Origin of the sequence: Hassallia byssoidea VB512170 (genome assembly GCF_000817785.2) — a bacterium.
GTDB classification, from domain to species: domain Bacteria; phylum Cyanobacteriota; class Cyanobacteriia; order Cyanobacteriales; family Nostocaceae; genus Hassallia; species Hassallia carrinoi.
This window is the reverse complement of the sequence record NZ_JTCM02000005.1, coordinates 172,664-182,483: the sequence shown is the minus strand read 5'-3', so window position 1 is coordinate 182,483 and position 9,820 is coordinate 172,664. Positions and strand designations below refer to the sequence as shown.

Here is a 9,820-nt window from a genome sequence, read left to right as displayed (position 1 = left end):
TCTGTGCCAGTAGCAAAGCTTTATATTTTAGAACCACTGCCACCGCCCGCTTCTCGGTAAGGTGCAAAAACTCCAACACGCTATCAATATTTGGCTCACACCCCGTCATCGCCACAAAAAATTTCCGTAAATCTTTCTGGTATTCGCGCCGCGTACTGGGTGCGCGGATGTTGGCAAGCATCAAAGCAATCACATCCTGTTCATCCTCTGTTGCAGCAAAATACCGCTCAATAGGGGCCCAAAGAGATTTTTCTAATGACTCCACCGCCGAGTCAAATCCGGTATCATCGCTGCTTTTATGGAATGTACGTCTAGGGGGATGTGGTGTATCGGACATAGCACTGCGCTCGAAAATGGCTGTTTTCGATATCAAAACTATTCTCCCCTATAATGCCCCAACCGACTCACTTTGTCGCGATAAAACTTCAATTACACATGCTTTCTCTAATTGTAGCTTAATATACTTAAAACCTACAGGCGTTGCCAGCCCAAGTTGTAAGGGAGATGAGGGAGATGAGGGAGATGAGGGAGATAAATAAAATAACTTCCTCATCCTCCCCATCTTCCCCATCAAGACTACACGGTAAATTTCTTATCCGAACCGTATTGACAAAGGACGCGCTTTTTAGTTCTAGAAGAAAGTTGTGACTGCCCAGCCGAAACATAAAGAGCGATCGCTTACCAGAGCAAACGCACCTTAAAGTGGCACATAGATGATTGACAAAAAATTTATTTTGTGTTTAAAGCCAAAAAATCGGATTGTTGGCGTAAGCGTTGCTCCCACTTGACCGATAATTTTTTCAGGTTCCTGGCTGGTGTTTATCCTACAACAGGAATTGCTACTCTACGAGTTTTATCAGACACAAATTGCTGCCACAAATTGCTGCCTGTGATGTTTAAATCGAGAAATTCTTAGCTCAGTTTGAGGTTATAAATGTGCATGTTTTGTTTAATAATTTTTATTTAAAAATTTATAAGTTACTCAAAATTAATTTTATATTTATATGTTAATGGCTTCAAGGCAACTTATTATCTGTTTTTATTGACTGTTTATTTTTAGTTAGCCATAATGAGATAGATAACATACTATCATTTTTATGGAATTTTCTCAAGAACAACAACGGCGGACTGAGCTTGTTATTTCGCAAGCGAAGCGGGAAAACTTTACAGAACAAGAAAAAGAATTTTATGATGATTTTTTTACTGAAGCTGGTATTAAAAAAAATCTGAGCGAAATGACCGAGCAAGATGCAGATGATTTGCTGCAAGCTTTGTCTGCATCAGAATGTTCTCTAGAGTTTGTTGCTAATGTAGTTAATCGTGTCGCAATTGAGGCTCCTCCTTATGTAGTCGAACATATCCTCTATAGTGATTTAGATGAAGATGGAGTGCCTCTTATTGATGAGCTGCGCCTGGGGAGAGATCCTTTTCATTATGAATCGCCATCTAAGAAGCAACAGAATCAATCTGTTATAGCAAAAAAACCTGATATTGAGTTGTAGTTTCTTTAGCTATGTAGGGTTTAGTACTGTGCCATTCGCCTGTAGTGCTTGTGGTGTTATTTTATAGTTAAATATTTGGACTGGGTATAGATTGCGAGTGTGAAGAAACTAGTTGCTGCCAGTACTGTGTACCGCTTATCTTTTGGTATAGGGAATAAGGCAAGCGATCGCACATCACCATTGCCCATTTCCCTCAAACCAACTTCATTCCTGACAAAGTGCAATTTGTAAGCGCAGTCTTCAAAGAACCATTAGCAATGTATTCCGGGTGTTAGACTAAACTCAATGGACAAGTACTTGGCTGCTAGCAGCATCAGTTGGGCGTCAAGCTGATATGTGTCATCTTGGACTTTAATGTAGTCCGCGCTCTGGTGGATGATGTTAGCAGAACAACAAAGTCAACGTATTTTGATAGTGATGCCATCTGTGTTGGTATGCCTGCGTGTTACCCTAGTTCGGCTCGGATAAGTTGTTTGTTTGTGGACTAGATTCCCGCATGTGTTCCTTGGGGTATTAGCAAATTGTCGTGCATGAGTTGTTGAATGTGGGCGCTAAAAGAAGGGCAGAAACCCGCACAGGAGCAGATTATTATATAGCACCACTTGGTCAGGAAGTTGAAGACCTAGAAGGATGTTTTCGGCTTGAAGTTTCTGGCACAAATTTAGGCGTATCAGAGATTAAACGACGTTTGCGAGAAAAAGTAGACCAAGCATTACAAGGTGACAGCAACTTGCCAGCTTTAGCCTGTGTAGTTGGATTCCGCGCTAAATTAATAATAATGCAAACCGTAGAATCTTAATTATGAGTTGGGTATCACATCATTCTGAAAGTGAGCATTATGCAAAATTGGCAGAGTCAGCGAAGAGAGAGCAGAATAATGCTCGTGCTGTAGAACTTTATCGGCTTGCAGCCCAAGCAGAAATTTTAGCACTCGAAGCTTTAGAGCCAACTAAAACAAGAACTATTGGTATTACAGCAGTCAGTGCAGCCTCTCTATTATACAAAGCACAGGAGTTTCGTTCATCTGAGCAACTAGCTTACCAATGGTTAATAACCGACTTACTCCCTGCTTTTGCTGTTCGTCAATTACAAGAGTTACTGCAAGCAATTTGGAGTGAGAGAGAATTAGTGCAAAAAAGAGCTTGAAAAAAATAACATAAAAACAAATTAAATTTCTCGACGGACAAAAAATATTAAACATTAATTAATTCATGTTTTCGGGCAATATCATCCAAAATTTTCGTAATTAATTGTTGAGTATTCAAATCAGCAGACCTCAACATATCTTGATATAAAAAGCGAGTTGGCTCATCATTAAATATTCGGTAATGTATAATCTCCGTCCATTCCGGAGCAGAAACAACTAGCTCCTGAACAACATTAAGAAGCGCTTGAAGCTGCTTCAACGCATCAAAAGACTCTAAAAAGGTGTTACTACCAACCTTTACGCGGCTTCTCCCTTAGCTTCTTCCTTGGGTTTAACTTCAAAAACCTTGATGCCTGCCTCTAACACCTCAAATCCATCTTCGGTTAGCTTGCCAAGTTTTCCAGAAATACTTCCAGCATACTTGGGATAGGTGGCAGCAGCTTCACACGCTTTTTTATAGGATTTGGCATTAAGCAGAGTAACAAACTTATTGCCGTTTTCATCCGACAAAGTTACGAGTACCTTTTTGTCAGGGGCTGGATCTGCTGGAGGGATTTCATTAAATTTAAGAGTAATTTCCGAGCGCACGAGTGTCACCTTATTTTGGCTGCTGAAAGTTGGTTTATCTACTTGAGGCTTGGGCTTGAAACTATCGTCACCTAGTTTATCACCTGGTTTATCATTAGGCTTATCACTAGGCTTATCACTAATTTTTTCTACGACTTGAGCGTTAACTAATTTTAGGATATTACCTTCGCGGATACATTCCAAATCCCAAAACTTTTTTACCCCATCATTAGGCAGTGTTCCTTTTATTCCCAAGTAAAAAGCTTTATTTTTAGTTGCATTCCGTTGTATTCTTATTAAAATGCTATCATCCAAAACAGCAACTAAATTCCCACGAATAGAAAAATAATTATCAACGTCTAAATTATCCTTACGGTATTTAGTCAGTTGTAGCATCAATGTGTTGCCTTGTGACTTATTGGTTCTGGGGTACGCATGAAACAACAACTCATCCTGAATTACATCGGGTGTAATATGAGTCAAGCTGTTTTCATCTGAATCTATGACCGCTTCAATAACGCCTGAGTTGGTCGCCAGAATTCCTTTATTGAAATCCTGCGCGCTGGGATAGTATCTCCCCCTCACAATCCCTACTGCGCGATACAGAGTTTGCATTCTTCTTATCCAGAGGTGAGAACAGGCTTGCGGACATTAGTTTTGTATCAATCAACAAATCAATTTTACACAATCAATCAAAGACGTTAACACGAATTGGCACAGCAAAAGAACGATAACCTCGACTCAACTCTATCAAGTTGACTACTCCTTTGAGTTGTGTATCTAATACCAAAATAAATACTTCGGATCGTGTGTCAACAGTTGGTAAGAGGAGTGAGTTTTAACGATTTGGCTAAACTCATCAAGCGTGCAGGTGGCGTCTTGTGTGTACACTGTAGTATATACTACTGGTCAGCTGGTTTGCAGTTGAGCGCTAATCTCTCTGGTTTCGGGATCACCGCCGTCGTTCACGATAATCCATTCAAACTGGTTATCGATTTGATTCAATATGCTGGGGAGTGCGATCGCCAAGGCGCGGGCGCTTCGCGCCATCGCACTCAATTGGGAAGGTCGATTGTATGTGGCGGTAATGATTGATATTTTCATCGATCAATATCTCTCGATTGTTGGTTATCTAGCTGTTGGTTGCTTATTTGTCTTGAGGCTTCAATTTGCTGCCATCGGGCAACATCCTCTGCCGTTAGTTCTCTGGCAGTTACTAATAATTTGTCATTAGACCTCTTGCAAAAGTGCCCAGTAGCATGAGAGAAGTAGGTATTATTGGGGAGTATCTATGACATACGAGCAGGTTAAAAACTTAAAACCAGAGGACTTTAAACGGCTGTGTGGTGTGCGAAAGCGAGACTTTTGGTCAAATGTTAGAAGTAGTGCGATCGCTCTTTGCAACATAAGCGCAAACCAGGCAGACCAGTCAAATTGGGCGAGGATCGACCAATTGTTGATGACGTTAGAGTATTGGAGCAAAGCCGGAGACGCTCCGCCTCCGGAGAGTATCGCACCTACTTCCATATAGGTCAATCTTGGGGAGTCAATGAGTCCACAGCATACCGTACTATCCGTCAAATCGAGGATATTTTAATTCAAGAAGAGAATTTTCACTTTACCAGGCTTGAAGATGCTGCAAAAGTCCGATTACCAAATAGAAGTAGTAGTGGTTGATGTAACCGAAAGTCCTATAGAACGTCCTAAAAAAAACAGAAGCATATTCTATAGCGGCAAAAAGAAACAACATACACTAAAGTCGCTCTTAGTCGTAGAACAAACTACAGGTAAAATTATCTGTACGGAAGGCATTTTTCGGAGGAATAATTCCCCCGAAAAGATGCCGCCTCATGGTAGGGGTTCATAGCATGATTTCCGCATATTTAAAAATAGTAAAGTTAGGTTGAGAGAAGATATTGAATGCTATTGAGATAAAGGGTATCAAGGTATTCATAAAATTCACTCCTACAGTCGGATACCAAAAAAAAGCCCTTATGGTGGTAAGTTGAGTCATGAGGATAAGAAGAGAAACCAAGAGTTAGCTAAAATCCGAGTTGTAGGTGAGCATGTCAATCGAAAACTCAAAGTCTTTAAAATTTTTTCTGAGCGCTATCGCAATCGCCGAAAAAGATTTGGTTTGAGGTTTAATCTGATAGCTGGTTTGTACAACTACGAGCTTGATCTCCCCAAACTTAATCTGTATGAATGACTTTTGCAAGAGGTCTATTGATTTATCTTTACTAAAAATATTAATGTAAATCAAAAAAATGCTTGCACCTAACTTCTTGGTGCAAGCGGGAACCGCATATTTTCTTTTTGGTAGTTGTTTACTGTGCGGATGGTGCGGATGCAAAATTTATGTTGATTGTTGAGCCTGACTTGAGCTTGAGTTTGCCCACTGCTGTATGGGCGGGAAGTTCTATCACTTTGTCAACTTCTTGGATGGAATCATAAAAAGGACACTGCTGCTTGCAAGTCGGGACATTTTCAATGATCTTGACTACGTTGTTGTTGCGTACAAACACCATGTCGAGCGGAAAGCGTACATCTTTCGTCCATATCTGGATGGGTTGTGCCTTCCCTGGAATAACAAACAGCATTCCTTGAAAAGCAGCTAATTCTGAGCGAAACTTCAGACCCTTTGCAATCTCATGGGGTTTGCGTGCTACCTCTAGTTTGACGGTTTGATTGTTAGCATTGAGCGTGGCACCAATTGGTAGTTTTTGAGGATGGTGGTACAAGCCGATATAAACTAGAGGTGATATTGCTGCCACAAATCCTGCTATTGGTCCTACAATTTTCAGTAAATTTAAGAAAGTTTTTTCAATTCCAACATTACTTTGTTTTTGAATTTGATTGTTTTGTGCTGTAATTGTCATGTCTTTAAACCTTGTAGATTAGATTGGAATGTTTAAGTTAAGTACAAAATATCGAAAAGTCCAAAATCTAGTTATTAGTGACTAAATTTCACCTCCTGTTATCAAGGTGTAAAAGCTTCAAAGTTCAACCCCTCCCGATTTGGCTTTAGGTGCTGCTGCTGCGGTGGTGACAGTTTGCCGTTGGGGAAAGGGTATATTTTCAGTGGGGGTATACTGCTGCTTGATTTCTTCCCCTCTCCACTGTTGAAGGTCTTGCATAATGTCTTTGAGGGGTACAAACTCCATAGTGTTTTCCCCTTGCTTTTCGGCAACGGTAGCCTTGTAAGTCATTAATTTGAAGTACATTTCCCGCTGATCGGCAATTGGTAACTTGCCGGAGTTGTCTTTTATCCGTTGGAGAATTTCTTCATTACCCTGGTTCATTGCCCCTCCCCAATCAGGACCGCCATGTTTGACCATGTTTGCCCATTCCTCAGCAATATAGGGGTGAACTTTTACGGGGATATCGCCTGCCGTTTGTATTGGTTGTTCTTTGGGTGTGGATGCGGGTGCGGCGTCCGGTTGTTCGTTACCGAAGATTTGTTCTAGGTTGAGTTTTTGGGCATTTTGGGCAATAAATTTGACTTGGTTGATATCGTAGTCAGAGATATTCATCTTACTGACTTCTTTAGTGATGCCAGCTTCGGTTTTAGTTAGGTCAAAGCGGACAAGTTCCTGAGTTCCCTTCTCCTCAGTGGTTTTGAATAGTTGCAGGCTAGCTCGATTGTTTTCGGGGTCGCGCGATCGCTTGATAGTAAACTCACCAACCGTAAGTTCTTCCTTATCTGCCTGGATGAGGACGTTGTTAAGGGTGAGCAATATCTCGTTTTGTTTAAATACTTCCAGGGTTTTAATTGTCCCTGCTGGTGCTAAACTCCCTAGTGAATTTGCGACATCGCGAATATCAGCACTGCTAAGGTCGGGGAGTTTGCCATTATCATTTAGATGTTCTGCCACCATAAGAAACTCCTGACGTTCTACAGGTAACATCTGGGTGGGCTTTTTCGTTATTTTGGGTTCTTCCTTTTTGTTGAGTTTAAACTCCATTAAAGAGTTTTCCCATCCAGATAGTTCATCGCTGCGGCGGTGGATGCCGATGGTATCTCCCTCAAGCCGAATTACAAACGCATCGCTACGGTAAATACGCGATCCATCTTGCTCAACGATGCCGTATTTTTTCAACATTGCCGTCGCGGTTTGGGCAATGTCCTTATTTTCGCCTCTGTAGCGTTCCTCCCGTGCTTGTTTGTTGTTAATCTGATAGACGGGTACTTCTACCTGACGCGCCCACTGCTGCGCTGCTGGTTCTACCCCTTGGGAGTTGGCTACCTGCTGGTATGTATATTGGGCGGCGTACTGTTCCTCCTCCTTGGAACTTTCCTTTTTAGGGATTGTATCTTGGTCTTCCTCCTCTGAGTCGCTATATTTTTTATATAAAAGTATTGGTATTTCTTCTTTGGGTTGTTTAATTTGTTGCTGTAATTTATTTGTTACAAATTCTCCTGAAGACTCATTTAATTCATTGTTTTGAATAGTTTCATTATTTTCTAAATTATCACTATTTGACAATTGATTCTCTGCTTGTGCTGTTATTTGTGTTTCCGGCGATAATGACTCATCACTACTATTTTTTTCTCCTTTCTTTTTTGAATCAACTCCGGTAAATTCGCTAATATTTATGTCTGGGAAAAATTCCAAAGCTTCTTCATCAGGAGGAAAATCTAAATCCGGAGGGTTACTAATATCTATGTCTGATAAAAATCCTACTGTCTCTTCTTCGTATGGTATATCCTCTATTGGCAGTATATCTTCCGAGCCAGTGCTTTTAACTTCAATACTAGCATCGCTTTTTTCTTGAGGTATGAAATTTTCGTTCAATACTTCTGATAGCATATCATTGGCTGTTACTGACAAATTTTTGAAAGTTTGGTCATTATCTGTACTATTTTCAGCCTGGAGTTTACTATTATTAGTATTTTCAATGTTATTATCTTCTACAAATTCTTTAGTACCTTCGTAATTTTCAACTAGCTCAGATGAAGGAGGTAGTAACTTTACGAGTGGCTCGTAAGCTACATCCATGATTTCATCTTGAGAAAGATGTTCTGTTACTAAATTTTTTCGACACTTTCCTTCACTGTCTTGTTCGTAAATGACAGTTTTATCACCTGATTCGGTGTAGGCGGTTATTTTGAGAGCAGGTTCATAATTTGAGGTTGAACGATCGCTTAAATCGGGTACGTCTTGTACAATTCGGGTGGCGATAGTTTGTGCTTGATATTCGCTTGGTTCGTTTGGGACTGCCGTGCTTTTACTACCTGTCTCCTGATTCAAATCTACCTTTTCCCATTTGTAAGCTCCTGGGGTAGACTCATCGGGTACAAGATTGTAAATATCTTTGCCTACTTCGACTGCAATTTTATTCGTTTCTTCCCTATTTTTAACTGCTTCTTGAATTCTTAAATAAATTTCACGTAGCATTTTGCCTAATGCTAATGCCGCGTTACTAGTAGCCTCCAATATTTGAAAATAGTTATCTGCTATTTGTTGATGTTTTGGGTCGAACATAGTGGTGTTAGTAGTCTGTTGATTGGTATTACTGAGCCACCCTGATGGTAATTTGACCATCTATTTAATTACTTAAGGAGGTAAGATAGGGGAAAGACTACCATCTAGATGACGTAAGTACTGTTGACCTTCGTTGACCTTTACAGTAGCAACATCCTGAGAGTACATTTTGTCGATAGCTGCTTTGGCTGCTCGTGTTGTTACCTTCATCTAAGTTGTATATTTATTTACAAATGCAATGAATTTGCATTTATTTTAAACTTTGATTGTTTAACGCAAGCGCAGGTAATCTATCAACTAGAACAGTTTCTTTGTAATTGACAAAAACTAATTGTTGATCGAACCGGATAATTATAAGTTCAGGTCGAGCGCCATCTGAGTAAAACTTATCGCAGTAGATACTATCTGGATTTGTGCGATGGCGCAAAGCGCCCACCTTCGGTGATCGTAATGGTAGACGAGAATGTTATCGAAATAATGTTTTTCAACGTAGGGAGGAAACAGGTGATGACAACGCGGGAAGGTTTTGTATTTATTGATTTCTGCTGTAAGATGAGGTGATATCATTAGAAAAAACCTTTATATGCATCGATTGGTAAAGGAACTAAATCACTATCACTACTGGTTTTTTGATTAACTTGTTGACTCGATTGATGGTAACTATTATTTAATTCCATACTTTTTAAAACTTGATTTATCTGAGTTAGCTGTTCGCTTTGGTTGGCAATAATTTTTAACAAAATTTCCAGTTTTTCATCTAATCGGGATTGTTTGACCTCTGTTGATATCAATAGTTCTCTTATGAGAATAATTTCTTGACTTAATTTTTGATGCTTTGTATTAACTTCTTCACAAGTCTCATGCCATTTCTCTAAGAACTTGCTTAACTCTATTAATAGCGTTGTTGAGTTGTATGCAGTAGTTTGAGAGTCGCTGAGAGTCTTCAACAACCAATCTAATTTTTCGGTCAATATTTCTTCTGTACTCAAGTTTTTCTCTTTCTGCTCTGTAGTATTCATTGATAATTGCCTCGTAGGAATATTTTACTTGATATTCAGAGTTACAATAGCTGTATGACGGATATTTGCAATCAATTAAGCAAATTGTGTGTTCAATTT

Annotated in this window: 9 protein-coding genes and 3 pseudogenes; 4 read left to right on the top strand and 8 right to left on the bottom strand. The window is 39.8% G+C overall.

The window, feature by feature from the left end; translation table 11 throughout:
* Together PI95_RS04520 and PI95_RS04515 are read right to left on the bottom strand one after the other, a co-directional pair.
* Positions 1-373, bottom strand: a pseudogene (locus PI95_RS04520) (tyrosine-type recombinase/integrase); the annotation flags it as partial.
* 12 nt (positions 374-385) lie between these two features.
* On the bottom strand, positions 386-553 hold the full coding sequence (locus tag PI95_RS04515) for a hypothetical protein (RefSeq protein WP_163518604.1): 168 nt from the start codon (positions 551-553) through the stop codon (positions 386-388).
* Positions 554-1,097: 544 nt separating this feature from the next.
* Here PI95_RS04515 and PI95_RS04510 point away from each other — a divergent pair.
* From PI95_RS04510 to PI95_RS04500, 3 genes are all read left to right on the top strand, one after another.
* On the top strand, positions 1,098-1,502 hold the full coding sequence (locus PI95_RS04510; RefSeq protein WP_039744495.1) for a hypothetical protein: 405 nt from the start codon (positions 1,098-1,100) through the stop codon (positions 1,500-1,502).
* 544 nt (positions 1,503-2,046) lie between these two features.
* A complete protein-coding gene (locus tag PI95_RS04505) occupies positions 2,047-2,301 on the top strand; it encodes a hypothetical protein (protein WP_201280294.1) in 255 nt (84 codons plus the stop codon).
* A 2-nt stretch (positions 2,302-2,303) separates the two neighbouring features.
* A complete protein-coding gene (locus PI95_RS04500) occupies positions 2,304-2,648 on the top strand; it encodes a hypothetical protein (RefSeq protein WP_039744480.1) in 345 nt (114 codons plus the stop codon).
* A gap of 47 nt (positions 2,649-2,695) precedes the next feature.
* On the opposite strand, the pseudogene PI95_RS04495 reads toward PI95_RS04500, so the two are convergent.
* The 3 genes and pseudogenes from PI95_RS04495 to PI95_RS04485 all read right to left on the bottom strand — a co-directional run.
* Positions 2,696-2,917 (bottom strand): annotated as a pseudogene (locus tag PI95_RS04495) (Imm30 family immunity protein); the annotation flags it as partial.
* Positions 2,918-2,946: 29 nt separating this feature from the next.
* Entirely contained in the window at positions 2,947-3,831 is an 885-nt protein-coding gene (patR, locus tag PI95_RS35035; protein WP_201280293.1) for a heterocyst master regulator PatR, read from the bottom strand.
* Between the two features lie 294 nt (positions 3,832-4,125).
* Positions 4,126-4,320: a glycosyltransferase gene (locus tag PI95_RS04485; protein WP_039744477.1), complete on the bottom strand. Its 195-nt coding sequence runs from the start codon at positions 4,318-4,320 to the stop codon at positions 4,126-4,128.
* Positions 4,321-4,507: 187 nt separating this feature from the next.
* Between PI95_RS04485 and PI95_RS04480 the strand changes: the two are divergent.
* Positions 4,508-5,425: pseudogene (locus tag PI95_RS04480) on the top strand (IS5 family transposase).
* Positions 5,426-5,543: 118 nt separating this feature from the next.
* Here PI95_RS04480 and PI95_RS04475 read toward each other — a convergent pair.
* The 3 genes from PI95_RS04475 to PI95_RS04465 all read right to left on the bottom strand — a co-directional run bounded on the left by PI95_RS04475 (position 5,544) and on the right by PI95_RS04465 (position 9,721).
* The gene (locus tag PI95_RS04475; RefSeq protein ID WP_039744474.1) at positions 5,544-6,095 is read right to left on the bottom strand and encodes a DUF192 domain-containing protein; all 552 of its coding nucleotides are present in this window, start codon (positions 6,093-6,095) and stop codon (positions 5,544-5,546) included.
* Between the two features lie 117 nt (positions 6,096-6,212).
* Complete coding sequence (locus tag PI95_RS04470) at positions 6,213-8,762, bottom strand: hypothetical protein (protein ID WP_373695676.1); 2,550 nt, start codon at positions 8,760-8,762, stop codon at positions 6,213-6,215.
* Positions 8,763-9,268: 506 nt separating this feature from the next.
* A complete protein-coding gene (locus tag PI95_RS04465; RefSeq protein ID WP_163518602.1) occupies positions 9,269-9,721 on the bottom strand; it encodes a hypothetical protein in 453 nt (150 codons plus the stop codon).
* Positions 9,722-9,820 lie beyond the last annotated feature (99 nt).